17 protein-coding genes are annotated in these 21,786 nt (G+C 38.6%); 13 read left to right on the top strand and 4 right to left on the bottom strand.

Annotation, left to right across the window (positions count from 1 at the left end; translation table 11 throughout):
• The first annotated feature begins 153 nt into the window (after positions 1-153).
• The 4 genes from H4O18_RS13835 (at position 154) to H4O18_RS13820 (ending at position 2,699) form a co-directional block, all read left to right on the top strand.
• Positions 154-1,092 carry a 2-hydroxyacid dehydrogenase gene (locus H4O18_RS13835; RefSeq protein ID WP_187585573.1) on the top strand — a complete coding sequence of 313 codons (939 nt, stop codon included), beginning with the start codon at positions 154-156 and terminating at the stop codon, positions 1,090-1,092.
• A gap of 108 nt (positions 1,093-1,200) precedes the next feature.
• Positions 1,201-1,587 (top strand): VOC family protein, encoded by a 387-nt coding sequence (locus tag H4O18_RS13830; RefSeq protein WP_187585571.1) that lies wholly within the window; start codon positions 1,201-1,203, stop codon positions 1,585-1,587.
• A gap of 53 nt (positions 1,588-1,640) precedes the next feature.
• The gene (locus H4O18_RS13825; RefSeq protein WP_187585569.1) at positions 1,641-2,093 is read left to right on the top strand and encodes a TM2 domain-containing protein; all 453 of its coding nucleotides are present in this window, start codon (positions 1,641-1,643) and stop codon (positions 2,091-2,093) included.
• 177 nt (positions 2,094-2,270) lie between these two features.
• Entirely contained in the window at positions 2,271-2,699 is a 429-nt protein-coding gene (locus H4O18_RS13820; RefSeq protein WP_187585567.1) for a GNAT family N-acetyltransferase, read from the top strand.
• A gap of 41 nt (positions 2,700-2,740) precedes the next feature.
• On the opposite strand, the gene H4O18_RS13815 is transcribed toward H4O18_RS13820, so the two are convergent.
• The 3 genes from H4O18_RS13815 to H4O18_RS13805 form a co-directional block, all read right to left on the bottom strand.
• Entirely contained in the window at positions 2,741-4,564 is a 1,824-nt protein-coding gene (locus tag H4O18_RS13815) for a GNAT family N-acyltransferase (protein ID WP_187585562.1), read from the bottom strand.
• Between the two features lie 86 nt (positions 4,565-4,650).
• On the bottom strand, positions 4,651-5,901 hold the full coding sequence (locus H4O18_RS13810) for an aspartate kinase (RefSeq protein ID WP_187585561.1): 1,251 nt from the start codon (positions 5,899-5,901) through the stop codon (positions 4,651-4,653).
• Complete coding sequence (locus tag H4O18_RS13805; protein WP_187585559.1) at positions 5,898-6,377, bottom strand: GNAT family N-acetyltransferase; 480 nt, start codon at positions 6,375-6,377, stop codon at positions 5,898-5,900. The genes H4O18_RS13810 and H4O18_RS13805 overlap by 4 nt, the downstream gene beginning before the upstream one ends.
• A 113-nt stretch (positions 6,378-6,490) precedes the next feature.
• Between H4O18_RS13805 and fbp the strand changes: the two genes are divergently transcribed.
• Positions 6,491-7,498: a class 1 fructose-bisphosphatase gene (gene fbp, locus H4O18_RS13800; protein WP_187585558.1), complete on the top strand. Its 1,008-nt coding sequence runs from the start codon at positions 6,491-6,493 to the stop codon at positions 7,496-7,498.
• A gap of 49 nt (positions 7,499-7,547) precedes the next feature.
• Here the strand turns inward: fbp and H4O18_RS13795 are convergent, their stop codons facing one another.
• Positions 7,548-7,970 carry a tellurite resistance TerB family protein gene (locus tag H4O18_RS13795; protein WP_187585557.1) on the bottom strand — a complete coding sequence of 141 codons (423 nt, stop codon included), beginning with the start codon at positions 7,968-7,970 and terminating at the stop codon, positions 7,548-7,550.
• A 406-nt stretch (positions 7,971-8,376) separates the two neighbouring features.
• Here H4O18_RS13795 and H4O18_RS13790 point away from each other — a divergent pair, with 406 nt between their 5' ends.
• From H4O18_RS13790 to H4O18_RS13755, 8 genes are all read left to right on the top strand, one after another.
• Positions 8,377-10,419 carry a response regulator gene (locus H4O18_RS13790; protein ID WP_187585556.1) on the top strand — a complete coding sequence of 681 codons (2,043 nt, stop codon included), beginning with the start codon at positions 8,377-8,379 and terminating at the stop codon, positions 10,417-10,419.
• A 342-nt stretch (positions 10,420-10,761) separates the two neighbouring features.
• Complete coding sequence (locus tag H4O18_RS13785; RefSeq protein ID WP_187585555.1) at positions 10,762-11,622, top strand: UDP-2,3-diacylglucosamine diphosphatase; 861 nt, start codon at positions 10,762-10,764, stop codon at positions 11,620-11,622.
• A 39-nt stretch (positions 11,623-11,661) separates the two neighbouring features.
• On the top strand, positions 11,662-12,657 hold the full coding sequence (locus H4O18_RS13780; RefSeq protein ID WP_187585553.1) for a glycosyltransferase family protein: 996 nt from the start codon (positions 11,662-11,664) through the stop codon (positions 12,655-12,657).
• A gap of 21 nt (positions 12,658-12,678) precedes the next feature.
• Positions 12,679-14,052 carry a GH1 family beta-glucosidase gene (locus tag H4O18_RS13775; RefSeq protein ID WP_187585552.1) on the top strand — a complete coding sequence of 458 codons (1,374 nt, stop codon included), beginning with the start codon at positions 12,679-12,681 and terminating at the stop codon, positions 14,050-14,052.
• A 349-nt stretch (positions 14,053-14,401) separates the two neighbouring features.
• The gene (locus H4O18_RS13770) at positions 14,402-14,914 is read left to right on the top strand and encodes a heme-binding domain-containing protein (protein WP_187585550.1); all 513 of its coding nucleotides are present in this window, start codon (positions 14,402-14,404) and stop codon (positions 14,912-14,914) included.
• 201 nt (positions 14,915-15,115) lie between these two features.
• On the top strand, positions 15,116-16,267 hold the full coding sequence (locus tag H4O18_RS13765) for a FecR family protein (protein WP_187585548.1): 1,152 nt from the start codon (positions 15,116-15,118) through the stop codon (positions 16,265-16,267).
• A 193-nt stretch (positions 16,268-16,460) separates the two neighbouring features.
• Positions 16,461-19,973 carry a SusC/RagA family TonB-linked outer membrane protein gene (locus H4O18_RS13760; RefSeq protein WP_187585546.1) on the top strand — a complete coding sequence of 1,171 codons (3,513 nt, stop codon included), beginning with the start codon at positions 16,461-16,463 and terminating at the stop codon, positions 19,971-19,973.
• A gap of 11 nt (positions 19,974-19,984) precedes the next feature.
• A complete protein-coding gene (locus H4O18_RS13755) occupies positions 19,985-21,721 on the top strand; it encodes a SusD/RagB family nutrient-binding outer membrane lipoprotein (RefSeq protein ID WP_187585544.1) in 1,737 nt (578 codons plus the stop codon).
• The last annotated feature ends 65 nt before the right edge of the window (positions 21,722-21,786 follow it).

Raw genomic sequence — 21,786 nt, 5'->3', positions numbered from 1 at the left:
CGGCGGTGGCGGGCTTTCCGCGCTACACGGTAGCCAGCTGCAATCCCTAGTGCAAATACGTCCTGGAATTTATATATAAACCTGAAAAATAGTCCAGTTTCTTGTTTCCAGTAGCAAAGCGGTCTTGTATCTTTACCGCATAATATTAATTTTATGAAAGTTCTACATTTAGATGTAAACCACCCATTGATCATTGAGCAATTCAATGCCTTAGGGTTTCAAAATGATGAAGATTACACTTCCTCCAAAGAGCAAATTGAAAATAAAATCGGTGAGTATGATGGTGTCATCATTAGGAGCAGATTCACTTTAGATGAAGCTTTTTTGGATAAGGCTACCAACCTAAAGTTTATTGGCCGTTTGGGAGCTGGATTGGAAAATATAGACACTGAACATGCCAAACGACTGGGAATCTTTCTAGCAGCTGCGCCTGAAGGTAACAGAAATGCCGTAGGGGAACACGCTTTGGGAATGTTATTGTCTCTCTTCAACAAATTTAACAAGGCCGACAAAGAGGTTAGAAATGGAAAATGGGACCGGGAAGGCAATCGAGGTATTGAATTGGACGGTAGAACAGTCGGGATTATTGGCTATGGCAATATGGGCAAGGCCTTCGCCAAAAAGCTAAAGGGTTTTGATGTAGAAGTTATTTGTTACGATATTGTTGGGGGTGTTGGCGATGACAATGCCAGGCAGGTTGGGATTATGGAATTAAGACAAAGGGCAGAGATACTTAGCCTCCATGTACCGCAGACCGATGCTACCAAGAATATGATCAATGCCGAGTTTTTAAAAGATTTCAAGAACCCGTTGTGGTTGATCAATACCGCTAGGGGCAAATGTGTGGTAACGGAGGATCTTGTGGCTGCAATGAAAGAGGGCAAGGTACTTGGAGCCGGCTTGGACGTGCTTGAATATGAAAAGAAGTCTTTTGAAGATATGTTCAGCGAGTCGGAACTGCCAGAGGCCTTCACCTATTTGGTCAATGCCGAGAATGTGCTGCTTACTCCACATGTAGCAGGTTGGACCGTAGAGAGTAAGATTAAATTGGCACAGACGGTGGTAGATAAGATCAAGGGGAAATTTTGTTAGGCTAGTGGTGTAAAGTGCCACTGAAGTTTTTTTCGGTCCATATGGGTTGCCCTATATTTATGGAATTGTTGTAAATTCTAAAATTCAGGTAATTAAAATTGGACTATTATGAAAAATAGAGTAACAGGATTGGGCGGTTTTTTCTTTAAAACCAAAGACCCCAATGGTATTAAACAATGGTACAATAAACACCTTGGACTTAATACCGATCAATATGGCTGTACTTTTTGGTGGAAGGACAAGAAAGGTAACGATTGTTCTACCCAATGGAGTCCCATGAAAGAGGATACTACCTACTTTAAGCCGAGTAAATCCCCATTTATGATGAACTTCCGAGTGGAGAATTTGGTGGAGCTGCTTAAGGTTTTGAAGGAAGAAGGAGTTACCGTAGTAGGTGATATTGAGGAATACAATTATGGTAAATTCGGCTGGATTTTAGACCCTGATGGTAATAAATTGGAATTGTGGGAGCCTAATGATAAAGCGTTTCTTTGATTGGGAAATAATTGTTACATTTAGTACTATTATTAATCAACTTAAATACAACCATGTCAGAAGAAAATAAAGATTTAGGAGATAAAGCCGAGGACTCTGCAAAAGGCGCTAAGGAATCGGCCAAGGAGTTTGCAAAAGACGCAAAAGAGTCTGCAAAGGAATTTGCAGGTGACACTAAGGAAGCTGCCAAGGATTTTGGACAGGAAGCCAAAAAAACGGCTAATGAATTCAAGGAAGGATTGGCAAGTGCAGGTGGGGATAACAAGAAATTATTGGCAGGAATCCTGGCAATCTTATTTGGATGGTTGGGAGTTCACAAATTTATATTGGGATATCAAAAAGAAGGGATAATTATGGCTGCAGTTGGTGTTTTGGGTTGGTTTCTTTGTGGAATACCAACTATGCTAGTGTCCATAGTTGGCTTAATTGAAGGCATAATGTACCTGACAAAATCGGATGAGGAATTTTATAACATCTACCAAGTGGGTAGGAAACCCTGGTTCTAAGAATGGTATAAAGTCGGATTTTCGTGGTCTGACTTTATTTTTGTCAATATTTATCGTAATATTACGATAAATAGGACATATCATTTTTATGGTTTTGTCCTTATTGGTATTTTAATGGAAATACGAAAAATGACAAATAGCGATTGACCACGGGTAGCCCAAATATATCAGGAGGGCATGGATACGTGTTTCGCTACTTTTGAGAAAGAAGTACCTGCGTTCCAAGTATGGGATGCGGCTCATTTAAAGATAGGTAGATTGGTGGCTGCCAATGCGGAGACCATATTGGGATGGGCGGCACTTTCTCCAGTATCGAGCAGGTGCGTTTACGGTGGAGTAGCAGAAGTAAGTATCTATTTAGCGCAGGAAAGCAGAGGGCAAGGAGTAGGGAAATTGCTTATGCAACAGTTAATTGTTGAAAGCGAAAAAGCGGGATTTTGGACCTTGCAATCGGGAATATTTCCTGAGAATAAAGGAAGCGTGGAATTGCATCTTAAGATGGGGTTTCGCTATATTGGTAAAAGGGAGCGCATAGGTAAACGCGATAATGTCTGGAAGGATAATCTGCTATTTGAACGGAGAAGTGCCCTTGTAGGGCTTCATTAAGTCATTTTGGGCGGCAAAAAGCTCGCCTAATGGACAAAACCTTAGCCTAGGCCTTCATCTTCCTGTTGCCCCTCGGCCAACTTTCGCTCCAATTCTGCCTGGAACTCCTCCATAACCGGCTTTACGGTACTTTCAGGTAAATCGGCTATTTTAATATACATTAATCCGTCTACAGAATTGTTAAATAAGGGGTCTACGTTAAAGGCCACCACCTTGGCGTTTTGTTTAATGTATTTTTTGATCAATACCGGAAGTCTTAAACTTCCCGGTTCCACTTCTTCAATTAGCTTATCAAACTTATTAAGATCGGCTTCACTTTCATCGAATATAAAATCCTTGTCAGCATCGTTGAGCTTAACCTTAAATTCCTTTTTGGGCCTAATGTATTGCGCTACATAGGGATCCCAATAATTACTTTTCATAAACTCAATCATCAAGGACTTTGAAAAGTTGGAAAACTGATTGCTTATACTTACACCGCCAATTAAAAACTGGTGGTCTGGAAATCTCAAGGTAGTATGTACGATTCCCTTCCATAAAAGGAAAAGTGGCATGGGTTTTTGTTGATATTCCTTAATGATGTAGGCCCTGCCCATTTCTATGGATTTGGACATCATGCCATATAGTTCAGGCTCAAATCGAAAAAGATCTTGTAAATAAAATCCGTCTATTCCGTGTTCCTCAAATATCTCGGAACCCATTCCCATTCGGTATGCTCCCACTATTACCTTATCCTCATCGTCCCAAAGAAAGAGGTGGCGATAATAATTATCAAATTTATCCAGGTCAATGGCATTGTTGGTGCCTTCGCCTATGGCTCTAAAGGTAACTTCGCGCTGCCTGCCTATTTCTTTTAAAATAAAGGGCATATCAATTGCCTTGGCCAAGAAAACCTCGTAATTTTTGCTTTGTAACAGCCTGCAATCTTTTTCCCTTAAACGTTCAATTTCCTCTTGTATAATTTCTGTACGTACGGCAGTGGCAATCTTTCTTGGAGCTTTAGGTATTTTTAAACTGGTGGGGATCTGATCCAATAACCTTTCCTTTTCATAGGCGTTGGAAAGCATATAGGTTTTACGGCGCAATAGATCTGCGAACTCGGCCAGATTTTCCTGTTCGTTCTGTGTCTGTACAGAAATGGGCTGCCCAATTCGCACTTTTATGATCCTGTTTTTCTGGGTAGTAACTTCAGAAGGTAATTTGGCCGTACGGAATACATCACTTATCTTGGATAAGCGATAAAATAACCTACTGTTTTTTGCATGAAAATAAATGGGGACCACGGGTACTTCGGCCCTGCGTATCAGTTTTAAAGCGGCTTCCTCCCAAGGCCTATCCACAATTAATTTTCCGTCTTTATAGGTAGATACTTCACCTGCAGGAAAAATTCCCAAAGGATGGCCATCCCTCAAATGTTGCATGGCATTCTTAAACCCGGAAATACTGCTTTTGGCATCCTTATGGGTCTCGAAGGGGTTGACAGGAAGAATATAGGGTGACATAGGCCCTATCCTATTCAATAAAAAGTTGGCAATAATCTTGAAGTCCGATCTATGGTTTAGAAGCAATTTTAGGAGCAGTACCCCGTCTATGCCACCAAGGGGATGATTGGAGATGGTAATATAGCAACCCTGTTTAGGCAATCGTTTAAAATCTTCCTCGGGAATCTCAAATTTTATTTGATAATGATCTAAAATTGCATCCAGAAAGGCAAGTCCTTCCAGATGTTTGTGATCATCATAAAAACGGTTAATACTGGAAATTTTGGTTATCTTCATGAGTAACCATCCAATAAACGTTCCCAGAAAGCCGTATTTATCCAGGTTAATAGCCTTGGCTACTTCCTTTGCGGTAACTAAACCCATGCCTTAGTGTAATTTGGTAGGCGCTAAGATAGGAAAATCGCTACAGCTAACCCGAAAATAACGCCCCAACAAATTATTTAACTGCCTTATTGGACTACCAATTGTACTGTTTCCTTTCCTCGTTGTTCCAGTAATATCTCTTTCCCTTTTTGAAGCGATGTTATGGCTTCAATATCAAAATGTCTTATGGTATATAAGGAAACACCTTCGTGGTGTACCACCTTAAACCTTCTTTTGAGTAGGTTCAAAAGCTCTTCCAATTTACCAAATTTATTATCGACACATACCGAAAAACTAATGGCCGAATTCTGGATCAGATCTACTTTCATCTGATGATCGTGAAGCATTTTAAATAGTTCACTGATGCTGTCTTCCACAATAAACGAAAAATCCAAAGAGGATAGTTTCATTAGTACCTGGTTTTTCTTAACAATAAAACAGGGTACCTTAGGTTCTATTCCTATTCCTTTTCCTACGGTTGTGCCCTTGTCCCTAGGATTGATAAAAGATTTAACATGTAAAGGTATTTCCTTCCTCTGTAGGGGCTGTAAGGTTTTAGGGTGAATTACCGAAGCACCATAAAAGGCAAGTTCAATGGCTTCGCGGTAAGATATGTTGTTCAATAATTCGGTTTTTTCAAAATATCTGGGGTCGGCGTTCAGCACCCCTGGGACATCCTTCCAAATGGTGACCTCTTCCGCATTTAGGCAATAGGCCAATATAGCGGCGGTATAGTCGGAACCTTCCCTACCCAAAGTAGTGGTAAAGTTGTTGTCATCACTGCCCAAAAAGCCTTGAGTTATATTTAATTTACGCTTATCTATCTTTTCGGTAACATTTAGTTGGGTTTTCTCCCAATTTACTATGGCATCCCGATAATCGTCATTGGTTTTGATCAACGTGCGTACGTCCAACCATTGATTGGTGATTCCTATTTCATTTAAATAGGCACTGAGAATGGTAGTGGATACCAATTCGCCATAACCAACCACCTGATCATAAATAAAACCATATTTAGGAGATTTATTCCAGACCAAAAATCCCTGCACTTCATCAAAAAGAGTTTTGACACTTGCAAAAACAGGATGCTTGTCATTGGGAAATAGGTCATGCAGAATTGAATCGTGGTACTGAATAACTTCATGTACGGCCGCGGATAATTTCGACTTATCCTTGAAGTATGCGTTTACCACATCCTCCATGGCATTTGTGGTCTTGCCCATTGCTGACACTACCAACAAGGTATTTTCATGACCAACCTCCTTTAAAACATTAACAACATTCTTTATACTATTCGCATCTTTAACCGATGCTCCTCCAAATTTAAAAACCCTCATAGTTTATTTAAAAATTTTTGAATTCCTTTTTCGTCCAAATGAACTACATTCCAATCCCGCATAACCTTGGCACCTCTACTTTCGTAAAATGTAATAGCTGGATCGTTCCAGTCCAAAACCTCCCAATTAATGCGTTTAACACCAAGATTATATCCATGTTCCACTACCTTGGTCAACAAGGCGGCACCTAGTCCACTTCCTCTCATAGATTCGGTAACGATCAAATCTTCCAAATGAATAATGGGACCTTTCCAAGTGGAGTACCTGTTAAACAACAGGGCCATCCCTACAACCTCACCATCAGCTTCAGCTACATAGCAATGAAATAATTTGTTGGATCCAAAGCCATCCCTCTGTAAATCTTCAACACTTACCTCCACAGCCTTATCTTCTTTTTCGAAAACGGCCAACTCCTTAATCAATTTGTGCACTTGAGCCATATCCGTGGCCTCGGCATCTCGAATGATGTACTTCATAATTGTTACAAATAAAACACAAAGTTATAAATTTAAAAAATCAATATGTTACGAAAACGTTGTAGTTTCACAAATTAACCGATATTTGTGCTCAAATAAACAAAGCTTTAGCAATGCATAGAAAAAATACTACCCTAGGGGAATTCATAATTGAAAACCAATCCTCTTTCCAATATTCCTCAGGGGAGCTTTCAAAACTTATCAACGCAATTAGATTGGCGGCAAAAGTAGTAAACCACGAAGTTAATAAGGCAGGATTGGTAGATATCATTGGCGCTGCCGGGGATACTAATATTCAAGGAGAAGATCAACAAAAGTTGGATGTTTTGGCCAACGAAAAATTTATTCAGACTTTAATAAATAGGGAAATTGTCTGTGGTATCGCTTCTGAAGAGGAAGATGATTTTATTAGCATCAACAGTAGTGACAATAAGCACCAAAATAAATATATTGTTTTGATCGATCCCTTGGATGGGTCATCCAATATAGATGTGAATGTTTCTGTAGGTACCATATTCTCCATTTATAGAAGGGTTACCCCTATTGGCACCCCTGTAGGCTTGGAAGACTTTTTACAGCCGGGGAGGGCTCAGATTGCAGCCGGCTATATAGTGTATGGAACTTCTACCATGTTGGTGTATACTACAGGTGATGGGGTAAATGGATTTACTTTAAACCCAGCCTTGGGAACTTTTTATCTTTCCCATCCCAATATGGAATTTCCGGAAACGGGAAAAATTTACTCGGTAAACGAAGGTAATTATGTGCATTTCCACCAAGGTGTTAAGGACTATATTAAATATTGTCAGAAGGAAGAAGGCGATAGACCCTATACCTCAAGATATATAGGTTCTTTAGTGTCCGATTTTCACAGAAATATGATCAAGGGCGGAATCTATTTATATCCAAAGAGCAGTGTTGCGGCAGAAGGGAAATTGAGGCTACTTTACGAGTGCAACCCTATGGCATTCATTGCCGAACAAGCCAAAGGAAAAGCTAGTAATGGATTTGATCCTATAATGGATATAAAGCCCACGGAATTGCACCAAAGGGTGCCTTTCTTTTGTGGAAGCAGAAAAATGGTAGAAAAGGCAGAGGAGTTTATGCAGGCCTCAAAATAAGAAAAGGAGCCACAGGCTCCTTTTCTTATTTTATAGTGAGAATATTGACCTAGTGTTTTAAAAGGTATAAATAATCCTCAAAATCTATTTTTCCGGTAAAAATATCTATAGATCGTTTAATTATCAGATTGGCACTTTCAGACCTATATCCCAAACCAATGGCGTATTTGGTTATTAAGGCTCGCTCCTCCTCATCAATTACATTATCAACGAAAATAATTCTGAACAGATCAAATAGTCTTTCCAAACGTTCTTCAGAACTGGCAGGTGGGTTAATGGGATATTTATTGTCCGATTTCATAACCTCCTGGTATTCGCTTTCCGTAATATCAAGTTTATTGGCAAAACGGTCCAATAATTCTTTTTCCTTGGTGTTTATTGCACCGTCAATGGCGGCTAAAGTTGCAATGGACGCAAAATGCGCTAAATTTCTTCTGTGCGTTCCAGTACTATATAAATCAACATAAGACATATTCATAAATTTTATTTAAAACAAAGATAAATTTTTTAGAAAAGTTAAATTAGAAATTTCTTTAATTATTTCGTCCTCATTTGAATCCCGATCCAAAAAGGTTGCAGCAATTCCAAGTAGGTGATCGGTAGACCTTAAAGAATTTTTTTAACGCCATATTTTCAATTCACTTTACTTTATTGTTTTTTATGGCAATATTATGAATTAAGTGCCATAATCAATTAGTTAGGATCTATTCACCTTTAAACCGGCCAATTTTACGAATAAATTCAAAGATTGGGCCTGTAGTTGGTAAATTGCCTACATATTATAGGTTTTGTAAAGGGTATTTTTTATTAATTGTAATATCTTTGAACTTATACATAACATGATGGATTCTATTTCACCCCACTAGTCAAGCCAAAAGATGCCCTTAAAATTCTCTAAGAAAGTACTTGTTCTGCCAATATCCGTTTTTGTTGTACTAATGACTGTGGTTTCTATTCTATGGTATAATTCTGTACAGGAGCAGAAAGGGCTTCTTATGGATGAAATTCAGCACACGGGACATTTGCGATTTAAGGAATTTGTCTATACAGGGCAAAGTAGTATTGTGGCACTTGAGAATTTAATGAGACGCATTCAGATGTCCAAGGGGGAATATTTTAAGCACTGGGACAACGAAGCCGAGCTAATTTTAAAGCAAAATAAATCCTTTAAATTTATTGAATGGATAGATAGTTCCATGGTGATTAGAAGAATTACACCAATGGAGGGCAATGAGGCGGCGATTGGCCTAGATCTTTCAAAACATCCGCGAAGCGATGAGTGGCTTCGGCATGTGAAGGATTCTTCTACCAATATTACCTCTTGGACTAATTTAACCCAAAAAGGAGAAGCTTTTTTACTGGATGTCCCGGTCTACTACGATGGTAATTTCCATGGTACCGTTACTGCTGGAATTGATTTTACGGATACGTTTAATCACTTAATGTCAGGAATGGATATGTATGCCATTGAACTCACTGACGATCAGGGAAAGGTGTTTTATTCCTTTAATACTCCCAATCCCAATAGTGAAAAGGATGGCTTGGTTTATTTTCAATCCTACTCCGTGGATGATGTAGATAATCAAATTTGGACTTTTACAATGACGCCGAGTATTGTTGACCTTTATTCCGAGAAGAGGGAAACTATGATGATATTTTTCATTTTCGGTTTGGTATTGTCACTGTTGACCAGTTCATTAATTTATTTCTATCAATCGTCAAGAAAAGAAAACAAACGCTTTAGGGAATTAAATATTAAACTTAGGGATGCCAATACCAGTTTAAAGGAAGAACGAATAAAAGCTGAAAAGTCCTCCAAGGCAAAAACCGAGTTTGTGTCCAACATGAGTCATGAGATCAGGACCCCTCTGAATGCCATTTTAGGTTTTATAGAAGTTCTTAAAGAGTCTAAAATTGATAGTTCCCTAAAGGAATATCTATCCTTGATGGATGTCTCTTCCAAAAAATTGCTTTTGCTGGTGAACGATATCTTGGAGATAGATAAAATAGAATCTGGTCAGATAACCTTTAAAAAGGATGTCTTTTCGCCTTCTGAAGAACTTAGGAATATTATTAGTATTTATAAGCCCAGTATTGAGGCAAAAGGGCTTTATGTGCGATCCGAAATCGATTCGGATGCCAAAACCCACGTTATTGGCGACATTGGGAAGTTTGGCCAGATTCTCACCAATCTTTTAAGGAATGCCCTTAAGTTTACCGAACAGGGTGGGATAGATATTACGTACGAAGAACAAATAACAAACAACTACCTGAATATTAGCATCGGTGTTAAGGATACCGGAATAGGAATTCCAAGAAAAAAGCTCAAAACCATTTTTGACAGGTTTACCCAAATAGATTCCGGTATTACAAAAAGACATGAAGGTAGTGGTCTTGGATTGTACATTACCTATCTAATAATAGAATTGTTGGAAGGACATATTGAGGTAGATAGTACGGAAAATGTAGGTTCGGAATTTATGATAACTCTCAAATTCCCCATAACCGAGGTGAAACCGGAAATTAATGTTCCTGTTGCCAACGATATAGATTTAAGTGGTTTTAAGGTCTTGATCGTAGACGATAATAAGATAAATGTGGTAGTCCTTAAAAAGACATTGGATACTTTTGGAATAAACACCTATTGGGTTGGCAATGGAAAAGAGGCTGTAACGGCCGTGGCCGAAAACGAATACGATTTGGTCTTTATGGATATCCATATGCCAGAAATGGATGGTTTTGAGGCTACCGTGGAAATAAGGAAGACCAATAAGGACATTATTATTATTGGGTTCTCCGCAGATGTTACCAAGGAAACTATCCAAGGGGCCAAAGAGGTTGGAATGAACGACTATTTTACGAAACCTATTTCGTTTGATAAACTTAGGCAGAATCTATCCAATTATCTGGTGAGGGTATAGTACGGTTCACCCTGTGTACTTTATCTATTGAACAATCTTAAGGAGTTGATACTTCTTTACCATAGATCAAATCCTGAAATTTCCTCAAATATCTCATGGCTTCAATAGACTTTCCAAACCTTGGAAAAACAGTCTGTTAACAATCTTATAACCTAATTTTAAAGTCATATCTAACTAAAAATCAGCCTTAAATAGTAATCTTTGAATTTATTTTAATTTTCGGTGCATGAAAATTATTTCTTATTCAATATCGACCTCTAAGGTCAAATTCTTAGTCCTTGGGTCAAGGTCATTCATCTCTCGTGTTAAGTTTCACATAATAAACCAACCAATTATTACTTCATGAAAAAAAGACCTGTGGAATTACTGGTTTTGTCCGATGTGCATTTAGGTACCTACGGATGCCACGCCAAAGAATTGGTCAAGTATCTAAAATCGATCAAACCCAAAGAAGTGGTTCTTAATGGGGATATAATAGATATATGGCAATTTAGTAAACGCTATTGGCCAAAATCCCATATGAAGGTCGTGAAGATTATTATGCAATGGGTTGCCGAAGGGATACAAGTGCATTATGTTGTTGGTAATCATGACGAAATGTTGAGGAAATTTCTAGGATTTAAGTTAGGCTCTTTTAGTGTTGTAAACAAGGTACTCTTGGAGGTCAATGGTCAGAAAGCATGGATGTTTCACGGAGATGTTTTTGATCTTACCATGCAACATTCCAAATGGATAGCAAAATTGGGAGCTACAGGTTATGATATGTTGATTTTGCTTAATAGTGCAATTAACTATTGTAGCAAGAAAATGGGCAAAGGCCCGGTTTCTATGTCCAAGAAAATAAAAAACAGTGTTAAATCTGCTGTCAAATTTATTAATGATTTTGAACAAATAGCGGCCGATATCGCAATCGAAAATAAATATGATTATGTGGTTTGCGGGCATATTCACCAACCTGAAATGAGAGTAATATCTACCCCCAAGGGTTCGGTTATGTATTTAAATTCAGGGGATTGGATAGAGAATTTAACAAGTTTGGAGTTTAATGGTGGGGAATGGAAATTGTACCACTATATAGAAGATGTTCTGGTTATAAATAATGATGAAAATCTTATGGAGCACATGGAAATCCTGGATAAAAACCAACTTTTTCAAAATTTGATAGAAGAATTTAAAATTCTGGCCGCGGGTCAGCATAAATGATTTCTCTTCCCAGTCTTCCTAAAATATAATAAGTATGCTATGAAAGTTCTATACGCCATTCAGGGAACCGGCAATGGTCATTTAAGTAGGGCACGCGATGTTATTCCTGCACTACAGAAAAGAGGGTTGGAATTGGATATTCTGGTCAGTGGTATCCAAGCGGATATTCACATTCCCAACCCTATTAAGTATCAACTTAAAGGACTTAGTTTTATTTTCGGAAAACAAGGCAATGTTAATTTATGGAGGACCTATATTAAGTCCAATGCTGCTAGATTGCAGAAAGAGATAAAGAGTGTTCCAATAGAAGATTATGATTTGGTCATAAATGATTTTGAACCTGTGTCGGCCTGGGCCTGCAAATTAAAAAATAAGCCGTGTGTAAGTTTTAGCCATCAGGCGGCAGTACTTTCCTTAAAGGCCCCCAAGCCGGATAAAAATGATCTCATGGGAAAATTTATCCTAAAAAACTATGCACCCACAACTCAACAGTTTGGTCTTCATTTTCATGCTTACGATGATAAAGTATACACTCCTATCATAAGACAGGATATTAGAAAAGCAGATGTTAAAGAAGGAAATCATTATACAGTGTATTTGCCGTCATATAGTGATGGTAGGATACTGAAATTCCTTTCCGAGATTCCCAATGTAAAATGGGAGGTGTTTTCCAAACACAATAAAGTGGAATTTTTTGGTAAGAATATTAGCATTCGGCCAATAACCAACGAAGCTTTTGTTGGGAGTATGGTAGGTTCTAAGGGGGTATTGTGCGGTGCCGGTTTCGAAACTCCGGCCGAAGCCCTTTACCTTGGGAAAAAATTAATGGTAATCCCCATGAACGGGCAGTATGAACAGCAATGTAACTCCGCGGCATTGAAAGAAATGGGGGTGCCGGTTATTAAATCCCTTAAGAATAAACATTTGGATAAACTTAAGCATTGGATAGAAAGGGATGATAAAATAGAGGTAAATTATCCGGATATAACAGAACAGATTGTCCGCCAGATCCTAGAGGAAGTCGTTCTCGGCTAAACTACCTTAGTTAGTATTTCTATGCCCAACATTCCAGACCATTTTAATTTGAAAGCACGGGACTTTGGGGATAGTTTCGTTTGGGGCGTGTCAACAGCTGCTTACCAGATAGAGGGTGCCCACGATATGCATGACAAAGGACCTTCCATTTGGGACGAGTTTACTTCAAAAAAAGGAAATACCTACAAAGATCAGCATGGTAAAGAGGCTTGTGAATTTTATCACAAGTATCAAGAGGATATTCTTTTGATGAAAAAGATGAACATTAAACATTTTAGATTCTCCTTGTCGTGGTCCCGGATAATGCCAAAAGGAACAGGGTCCATTAGTACAAAGGGGATTGAATTTTATAATGAGGTTATCAATTTTTGTCTGAAATGTGGTCTAACGCCTTGGGTCACATTATATCATTGGGATCTTCCACATGCCCTTGAGGAAAAAGGAGGCTGGACCAATCGTGATATTTTAGGATGGTTTGAAGATTATGTAACAATTTGTGCCAAAAGTTTTGGAGATAGGGTTAAGAATTGGATGGTTTTAAATGAACCAATGGTTTTTACCGGAGCAGGTTATTTTCTTGGAGTTCATGCCCCTGGGAAAAAAGGACTTAGGAATTTTTTGCCCTCTGTACACCATGCGGTATTGTGTCAAGCAGCAGGAGGTAGGATTTTACGTAATTTGGTGTCCAATGCCAACATTGGCACTACCTTCTCCTGTTCGCAAATCACCCCCTACCGGAATAATCGTCGAGATCATATGGCAGCAGACAGGGCAGACGCTATGCTGAACAGGCTTTTTATTGAGCCTTCCCTCGGGATGGGATACCCCTGGGAGACCATTCCAGTATTAAAACAAATGCAACCCTATATGGTGTCTGGGGATGCCGAACGTTCCGTTTTTGAATTCGATTTTATTGGAATTCAAAATTATACGCGCGAAAAAGTAAAGCACTCTTTTTTTGTTCCATACATAATGGCCAGAATTGTAAAAGCAAGTCGGCGCAAAGTAAAAACTACCTTAATGGATTGGGAAGTATATCCGCCCAGTATTTACAATATGATAAAAAGATTTAATGGCTATCCGGGGGTAAAAAAAGTTATTATTACTGAAAATGGAGCAGCTTTTGTTGATAAAATTGAGGAGGGCATAGTGTACGATAAAGAAAGGCTTTCCTATTTACAGGCATATCTTAAACAGGTGCATAAGGCGCAAAGGGAAGGATGGAAAGTTGATGGGTATTTTGTGTGGACATTTACCGACAATTTTGAATGGGCAGAAGGATATTACCCCAGATTCGGATTGGTATATGTCGATTTTGAAAACCAACAAAGAATAGTAAAATCGTCTGGAAAATGGTTTAGTGCATTTCTGGCCTACAAAAAGATTGATTTATAAAGGTTCTTCTTGTAGAATCCGGGTAATTTGCTATTGTTTTTTTATGGTAAGCTTAAAGCCCTGCATCAAAACATGGATAAAAATACTGCATATAAAAAAACCGATGCGAACATCGGTTTGGAGTTGCTAACTCAAATCAAAAAATAAGAACGTATCCTGTATTAGGTTGCAGTAAAAATAGGGCTACACTGTCCATGTTGTCGTTAAGACAAGATAGTCAATTGGTTAGGTTAGTATTAATTATTAAACCATTTGCCATAAAGCAAGTCTAATTAAAAAATATATTACTTTAGTAGGGTGACAGGGATGAGTAATTCACGGAATTTATCATTAAAAAACACGTTTTCTTATGCTTAAAAAGATATTAATAGGTCTAGCCGTAGTATTGGTTTTGATCCAATTTGTCCGTCCAGATAAGAATATATCGGATGATAATACCTACGGGATATCTACTAAATACAAAGTTCCCGAGGATGTTAATTATATCTTGGATGTTTCATGTATGGATTGTCATTCCAATAAAACAGAATATCCGTGGTACTCCAATGTTCAGCCCGTGGCCTGGTTTTTAAATGATCATGTGGTAGACGGCAAAAAACATTTAAATTTTTCAAACTTCACAAAGTTGCCGTTGGCTATTCAATATCACAAATTCGAAGAGATTGTGGAAATGGTGGAAGAGAAAGAAATGCCAATACCTTCCTATACCTATTTTGGACTTCATCCTGAAGCCAATCTTACGCAAGGGCAGCAGGATAAGATTATGGATTGGTCCAAGGCCCAAATGGCATATTTAAAGGCTACTTACCCTGCCGATAGCTTGGTGAGGAAGAAAAGGCCGGGGAAATCCCCCTCAAAATAAAAATTTAGGACGCTGCCCTAATGGGCGGCCTTTGAACGTAGATAAGTCCAGTGTGTGTATCTTTAGTAAGCAACATTGGAGCGGTCTATATTTGAACTTAAGAGTCACCCAACATTTCTTCAATTAAAATAAATTTCTTTTTTTTTATTAAAAACCTAGGGTATTCCAATTAGGCTACGTCGTACTAATATATCACGTAGCATGATTCCATCCAATATAGAAATAGGTATACTTAAATACCTCGATAAAACGGCCACAGCTAAACAACTACAAGAGTTGGAAGATTGGCTGGAAGATCCTTCGAACAAGGAGATCTTCAATGATTATGTGCTCATGCACCATGCAATCAATATGGGACTCAATAAAATGGATAATCAGCCATTGAAGGAAGAATTGATCCGTAAAATTCAGAAAGAGAAACCCGGCATTAACAGGTTGTACCCGCAAATCCTACTTAAAATTGCTGCAGTATTGCTCTTACTCCTAGGATTTGGATATTTTTTCAATCAAAAATTTAATGAAGTCAATGTCGAGGAACAAATTGACCCCAACCAGATTACACTTCAGTTGGATAATGGAAACATAGAGGTCATTAGTGAAGATGGTAAGAGAAAGATAATCGATGCAGAAGGAAATGAGGTTGGAGTGCAAAAAGGAAATACACTTAACTACAATGAAGGCGGTGATCCGGAAAAACTAATCCATAATCAGCTAAATATTCCCAATGGCAAACAATTTGAATTGGTCCTGTCCGATGGCAGTAGTGTATTTCTAAATTCAGGTTCTTCCATAAAGTACCCAGTGAAATTTTTGCCGGGCAAGACCAGGGAGGTATTCTTGAGCGGTGAAGCTTATTTCGAAATAACAAAAGACAGTATTAATCCATTTATTGTCAATGTTGCCGATTTAAAGGTGCGTGTCCTAGGTACGGAATTCAATCTTTCTTCCTATCCCGAAGATAGTCAGGTCACTACAGTTTTGGTCAATGGGTCGGTTGGCCTTTACAGCGGCAATGTTTATGGATCTGAAACTACCACTTTTATGAAGCCAGGTTTTAGGGGGGTGTATGACCATTCCAGTGGTAACATCTCTTTGGACGAAGTGGACACTAGTTTGTATACCAGTTGGAAATCGGGGAAACTGGTGTTCAGAAGTATACAGTTTAAAAATATCATTAAAAAATTGGAGCGCACTTACAATGTTAGTATTGTAAACAATAATAAAGAACTGGACGAACAATATTTTAGTGCCAGTTTTGATAAGGACGAGCTAATGGAGCAAATTTTCGCTTCCTTTAGGACAAGCTATAGGTTTACCTATACGATTGAAAATGAAAAAATAACTATAAACTAAAACTAGATTATTATATGAATTAAAAGAAACAAACCAAAAATCAAGTTTAAAAAAAACTGGAAGATGCGCGAACATCTCCCAGCTAAATACCAATGAGCAAATAAATACTCATCTAAATAATCAATACAAAAATATGAAAATCCTTCTTAAAATTAGGAGTAGGCTTCTATGTCCTCCGGAATTGAGCTTAAAAATGAAATTAACCACCCTTTTGCTGTTCATTGCCTTATTTAATATAAGAGCCAATAATTATGCACAAAACACTCGAATAAGCCTTGATCTTAAAGAGGTCTCTATTGAAAAGGTGCTAAATGAGATTGAATCCCATACAGAGTTTAAATTTCTGTACAATTTAAAGGATGTGGATGTTAGTAAAATTGTTACCCTTAAGGTGAACAAAGAAAAGGTTAGGAGTATATTGAATACGCTTTTTCTCAATACCAATGTGTCTTATGAGGTATTGGACAAACATATTATACTAAAAAGAAACGAGAACAAAAACATTAAAAGTGTTCCCCTTAAAATCGATGATACTCCAATACAATCGGAAATTCAAGGGATTGTTAAGGACAGTGATGGGATGATTTTAGCTGGGGCCAATGTTGTCATAAAGGGAACCACCAAAGGGGTGGTTACCGATTTTGATGGCTATTTTAGTATTGCTGTACCCAATTCGCAAACCGTTCTTGTCTTCTCCTATATTGGAATGGAGACGAAAGAGGTTGTTGTGGGGAACAATACTAATTTAGATGTTGTGATGAACCCTTCTGCCCAAAAAATGGACGAAGTAGTGGTTACGGCTTTAGGAATGAAGCGAGAAAAAAGAGCCTTGGGATACTCTGTAGGAGAGGTTGATGGAGAAGAAATGAACTTGGTGCCTCAAGAAAATGCCTTGGGTGGATTGAGTAGTAGGGTATCTGGTTTGGATATTAGAAGGGCTGGAAACGACTTAAATGCGGAAACCTTTGTGTATATCAGAGGTAGAACTTCTTTGTCTGGAAATGATGAACCTTTGGTTGTTGTAGATGGTTCCCCTGTTGGGAGTACTGCTGTTTTGGGTAATATAAGCGCCATGAACATTGCCAGCGTATCTATACTTAAAGGAGCAAGTGCAGCTGCACTTTACGGTTCCAGAGCAGGTAATGGGGTAATCCTTGTTACTACTAAATCTGGTGAGGGTCTTAAAAAAGGGATTGGGGTTTCATTTTCCTCTACCATCACTTTAAATACGCCCTATAAATATTTTGAAACTCAGGATAGATTTACCAATGGGCAAAGAGGTATTTTTGATGAAGCCACATGGCAACACTGGTACGGCCCTGAAGAAGGAGGCTCTGCCATACAATGGAATAGCAATGGTGAAGCAGTGCCATTAAAGTTTTATGATGACCCCCAAAAAGATTATTTTAGAACGGGGATAACCACAATAAACGATGCTAGTATAAGTGGGAATTATGATAAAGGTAACTTTAGATTAGCCATATCCCATTTGAAAGGAGAAGGTTACTCCCCAGGCACTGAACTTCAAAAGCTTGGTGTCCGACTAAATACGGCCTATAAAATAACGGATAATGTAACCATTTCCACCAATATCGACATTTCTAACCCCAATTCTGACAATAATCCAGTTAGATATCTAAGTGGTGATAATCAATATTTTGATTTATTCAATATCGCACCACATATAAATATCAATGACCTAAAAGGGGAATATTGGGAAACACCTAATGTACAGCAACGAAATGTTACTGATGGGTATAACAATCCTTGGTTTTCCGCCTATGAACGGAAAAACAAATTTGACAAACTAAGTGGTTTTGGAAATATTAAGCTTGACTGGGAAATCACCTCAAATTTTAATGCTATGGCTCGTGTGGCTTATAGTGGTAATTACAATAAAGAGGAAACTTTAAAACCATGGTCTTTTCAAGGATTTGGTGGTGGTACTACAAAACCAACTGGGGCGTATAACCTAGATAATAGTAATTCTAAGGAAACCAACGTAGATGTTTTGTTTTCCTATGATAAGAAATTTGGAGATTTCCGTATATCTCCTTCTGTGGGTGGAAATATATTGAATAGTGAAGTTAACACCTATAGTTCTGGAGGTGACAATTTGGTGCTTCCTGGGTTGTTTACCCTATCCAATGTAACCCGAGGAGGATTGGAATACAATAATGGAACTTTTAAAAAGGCGGTATACAGTGTTTATGGAATGGCTACATTGAGCTATAAAAATATGCTCTTCTTGGATTTAACAGCCCGTAACGATTGGTCCAGTACCCTTCCTAAGGAGAACAGTTCTTACTTTTACCCTTCCGCTTCGGGAAGTGTTCTGGTTTCTGAAATGTTCCAAATGCCATCTTGGATTTCGTTACTTAAATTACGCTCTGGATGGGCTCAGGTAGGAAAGGATACTGAGCCTTATTTAATCCACCCTACTTTAACCCAAGGATTTTGGGGTGATGATTTTACCTATTCACTTCCAAGCAGTATGCCAAATACCAAGCTAAAGCCGGAGATAGCCACTTCCTATGAAGTAGGTGCTGATTTAGGTTTTTTTAAGGGTAGATTGGGACTGGAGGCTACCTATTACAAGACTCAAAACAAAAACCAAATCTTAAATGTGAATGTCTCTCCACTTACGGGGTATACCAGTACCACCATTAATGCAGGGAATGTGGAAAATTACGGGTTTGAATTGGGATTGAATATGGTTCCTATTAGAACTGAAGATCTTGAATGGAACATGAACTTTAATTTCACCACACAGGAAAGTAAATTGGTAGAATTGGTCGACGGTATTGACCGAGTGGATTTTGGTGGAGGAACAGATGGTGGTGCTTTTACCAGGGTAGGAGGAATCATAGGAGACATGTACTCTCCCTATATAAAGAAAGTAGAGGAAGGTGAGTATGCGGGTTGGAATATACTGGATTCCAATGGTAGATGGGAAGTTGATAGAGCTCGGGAAAACCAAGTTAAGATGGGAAATTTTAACAACGATTTTGCTGTTGGGATGAACACTTCTATTCGGTATAAAAACCTTACGTTATCCGCTAGTTTCGACTGGAGGCAAGGTGGGGATTTCTACTCGGAATCTATGAAGAGAATGGCACGTTCCGGAAAAATCGAGGACTGGCAAAATGGGATCAGTTCAAGTACCTATTCAGGGATCTTGGATGCTAATTCTTTTGCTGATGGTGCCGCATTGGCCAACGAAATCAAATCAAATCCTATTTATAGAGACAATGATGTCTGGGTTGGAGGAAGAAATGAAGAATTGGGTGGATTTGAATTTAACGGAAATTTCAACGGAGCTTTCTTTCCGGGGGTAATAGACAATGGCGACGGTACTTATACCGAAAATTTTGGGGATGCTGGCACAAAATTATTTGACGCCTATAGAGTGGTAGAGTCTAGCGGTAGTTATTGGAGAACTGGTTATGCATTTTTGTACGACGCATCCTTTGTTAAGTTAAGGGACATTACCATGACCTATGCATTGCCTGCTCAAGTAGCTAAATTTATTGCGGCTGATAATGTAGCCATTTCCGTTTACGCTAAAAACATCATGCTTTGGACCAAAGCAGGAATCGGAATCGACCCTGAGCTAGCCTATGACCAAGGAGCTCAAGGGTTTGAAGAATGGAATGTGGCCCCTTGGACCGCCCCAGTTGGCCTTAGACTAAACATAAGTTTCTAAAAAAAATAAAGATGACTAGAATAAAGAATAATATAATTGCACTGTTACTGCCAATGGTAGTACTTTTTGCTACATCGTGCTCCGAATCTTTGGAGGAGATAAATGTAAGCCCCAATAGTTTACCGGATACGGAGATAGACATTAAATTTGTGTTGACAGGTATTTTGTCCCAATCTGCAACGATGACTTCTGAGCTGAATATGGGTGCGGCAGAAATTACTGCTACGACCCAATATTTGCAACGTGACTTTACGAGTTACGACCGATTTAATTTTAACTGGCAGGCTTCGAGTTATGCCGGCTATTACGAACCTTTAAAAGATAGTAAATATATCTTCGATCGGGCAGAGGAGGAAAAAACAGGGAAGGTAAAAGATTACTATCAGGGTGTTGCACTAATCATGAAATCTTATTGGTATGGGATGTTAACGTCTCTTTTTGGTGATTTACCTTATACGAATGCCCTACTGGCAGAAAATGGAGGGGACGAATTTTTTAAACCCGCATATGATGATCAACTGACCATTTTTAAGGGAATAATAAACGATTTGACACAGGCAAATTCCCTTCTAACGGGAGCTGGGGTCATACAAGAAGTTGCAGATGCCGACATTGTATATCAAGGGGATGCTTTAAAGTGGCGTAAACTTGCGAATTCCTTACGATTGAGGTATTATATGCGTTTATCAGAAAAGGGAGGTATCGATATTAATCCAGTTGCAGAAATTTCAGCTATAGTAGGGAATAGTGCTGAGTATCCTATTTTAGTAAACAATGACGACAATGCGGCCATTGCTTTTGTGGGTACCAATAGCGACAACAGTTGGTACGGAGGCCCCTTAAGAAGTAGTAACCGCTCCGAATTTTATCGTAGAAAACCATCAGCTACTATTGTTGATGATTTGACCGCCCTGGGAGATCCAAGACTAACGTCCTGGGTACGACCTGTAGATGTTCAAATTTTTGAGGGAGCCACCGATGAAATTGTACAGGAAGATGGTGTGTTAAAACGATATACCACTGAAGATATTAATGCAATAAATAATGATGAAAATAAGGAGAATGATTTGAATACCTCCCTTTTTGTTGGTTTGCCAGTTGCCTTAACGGATCCCAACCAATTTCAGAAATTTGCGGGTGGTATCAATGCTAATGAAGTAATTGCGTCTCTTGATGGAAGCGTCTATCTTGCTGCGGCATCTAACCCTCATGCTTCGTATCTAACTGAAATGTACGCAGAGGATGCCAATCCATTGGTAAAGGCTGTATTAATGAATGCTGCTGAGGTACAATTTATTTTGGCAGAGGCAAGTGTCAGAGGGTGGATATCCAATAGCGCATTGGATTTTTACAATAGTGGCATTCTATTGTCAATGGGGCAGTATGGAATTTCGGACGGAGATCAATCCGCAGTGTATGATAAAACGAACAACACCCTTGTTCCTTTCGATCAAGGAGTGTATATGGCACAGGCGCAACAGATCTTTAATGATGCCACAGATAAAATGGAGCCTATTATGCACCAAAAATGGATCTCTCAATGGCTTACTCCAGAATCATGGTTCGATTGGCGTAGAACTGGATTTCCAAATTTAAGTGTCAATATTATAGCAGGGACTAAAGGACAAGAGATACCTGTTAGGTTTTATTATGATGATCCTTTTAATGAGGAGAATATGTTGCAAGCCATTAGTAAACTGCAGCCTGCTGAAAACGATCAGTGGTCTAAAATGTGGTTACTGCAATAGGATAGACTTTTTTAACAATATTTTACCCAGGCTTGGTTGCTAATTGCATCCAAGCCTGGTTTGTT

Origin of the sequence: Arenibacter arenosicollis (assembly GCF_014397245.1) — a bacterium.
Classification (GTDB): Bacteria; Bacteroidota; Bacteroidia; order Flavobacteriales; family Flavobacteriaceae; genus Arenibacter; species Arenibacter arenosicollis.
This window is presented reverse-complemented; position numbering and strand designations above follow the sequence as displayed.

Bases quoted from the DNA above. Each gene is read 5' to 3' on its own strand.
- H4O18_RS13835 (WP_187585573.1), top strand. From the start codon at position 154: ATGAAAGTTCTACATTTAGATGTAAACCACCCATTGATCATTGAGCAA.
- H4O18_RS13830 (WP_187585571.1), top strand. From the start codon at position 1,201: ATGAAAAATAGAGTAACAGGATTGGGCGGTTTTTTCTTTAAAACCAAA.
- H4O18_RS13825 (WP_187585569.1), top strand. From the start codon at position 1,641: ATGTCAGAAGAAAATAAAGATTTAGGAGATAAAGCCGAGGACTCTGCA.
- H4O18_RS13820 (WP_187585567.1), top strand. From the start codon at position 2,271: ATGGATACGTGTTTCGCTACTTTTGAGAAAGAAGTACCTGCGTTCCAA.
- H4O18_RS13815 (WP_187585562.1), bottom strand. From the start codon at position 4,564: ATGGGTTTAGTTACCGCAAAGGAAGTAGCCAAGGCTATTAACCTGGAT.
- H4O18_RS13810 (WP_187585561.1), bottom strand. From the start codon at position 5,901: ATGAGGGTTTTTAAATTTGGAGGAGCATCGGTTAAAGATGCGAATAGT.
- H4O18_RS13805 (WP_187585559.1), bottom strand. From the start codon at position 6,377: ATGAAGTACATCATTCGAGATGCCGAGGCCACGGATATGGCTCAAGTG.
- fbp (WP_187585558.1), top strand. From the start codon at position 6,491: ATGCATAGAAAAAATACTACCCTAGGGGAATTCATAATTGAAAACCAA.
- H4O18_RS13795 (WP_187585557.1), bottom strand. From the start codon at position 7,970: ATGTCTTATGTTGATTTATATAGTACTGGAACGCACAGAAGAAATTTA.
- H4O18_RS13790 (WP_187585556.1), top strand. From the start codon at position 8,377: ATGCCCTTAAAATTCTCTAAGAAAGTACTTGTTCTGCCAATATCCGTT.
- H4O18_RS13785 (WP_187585555.1), top strand. From the start codon at position 10,762: ATGAAAAAAAGACCTGTGGAATTACTGGTTTTGTCCGATGTGCATTTA.
- H4O18_RS13780 (WP_187585553.1), top strand. From the start codon at position 11,662: ATGAAAGTTCTATACGCCATTCAGGGAACCGGCAATGGTCATTTAAGT.
- H4O18_RS13775 (WP_187585552.1), top strand. From the start codon at position 12,679: ATGCCCAACATTCCAGACCATTTTAATTTGAAAGCACGGGACTTTGGG.
- H4O18_RS13770 (WP_187585550.1), top strand. From the start codon at position 14,402: ATGCTTAAAAAGATATTAATAGGTCTAGCCGTAGTATTGGTTTTGATC.
- H4O18_RS13765 (WP_187585548.1), top strand. From the start codon at position 15,116: ATGATTCCATCCAATATAGAAATAGGTATACTTAAATACCTCGATAAA.
- H4O18_RS13760 (WP_187585546.1), top strand. From the start codon at position 16,461: ATGAAATTAACCACCCTTTTGCTGTTCATTGCCTTATTTAATATAAGA.
- H4O18_RS13755 (WP_187585544.1), top strand. From the start codon at position 19,985: ATGACTAGAATAAAGAATAATATAATTGCACTGTTACTGCCAATGGTA.